Here is a 688-nt window from a genome sequence, read left to right as displayed (position 1 = left end):
GCGGGCACCTCCCGCCGCGCGCTGCCGCTGCGCGTGGGCACGCGCGGCTCGCCGCTCGCCCTGGTGCAGACCCGCGCCTTCGTCGCCGTGCTGCGGCATTTCTGCCCAGTGCTGCGCAGCATGGAGGTGTTCGAGGAGCACATCATCCGCACCACCGGCGACGCGGTGCAGAACCGCCGCCTCGCGGAAATCGGCGGCAAGGGGCTGTTCGCCAAGGAAATCCACGAGGCGATGCTGGCCCGCGAGATCGATTTCGCGGTCCACAGCCTCAAGGACCTGGAGACCGACCTGCCGCCCGGCATCGTGCTCGCCTGCACCCTGCGGCGGGAGGACGCGCGCGACGCGCTGATCCTGGGCCCTGCCTGCGGCGCGCCCGACACGACCCGTCCCTACGACGCGCTGCCGGAGGGGGCGATGATCGGCACGTCCTCCGTCCGGCGGCAGGCGCAGCTGCTGCACGCCCGCCCGGACCTGCAGGTGGCGCTGCTGCGCGGCAACGTGCAGACGCGGCTCGACCGCGTGGCGGAGGGGGCGTTCGCCGCCTCGCTGCTCGCCTATGCCGGGCTGCGTCGGCTCGATCTGGCGCACCGGGCGACGCTGGTGCTGGACGCGGACACGATGGTGCCGGCCGCGTGCCAGGGCATCGTGGGTGTCACCGTCCGCGCCGACGATACGGAACTGCTCGACC

General features: G+C 73.5%; 1 protein-coding gene. It reads left to right on the top strand.

Annotated elements, in window-relative coordinates; all coding sequences use genetic code 11:
- On the top strand, positions 1–688 hold a 688-nt coding region (gene hemC, locus B8460_RS15890; protein WP_048862589.1), incomplete at both ends, for a hydroxymethylbilane synthase.

The organism is Acidisphaera rubrifaciens HS-AP3, assembly GCF_000964365.1.
GTDB classification, from domain to species: Bacteria; Pseudomonadota; Alphaproteobacteria; order Acetobacterales; family Acetobacteraceae; genus Acidisphaera; species Acidisphaera rubrifaciens.
This window is presented reverse-complemented; position numbering and strand designations above follow the sequence as displayed.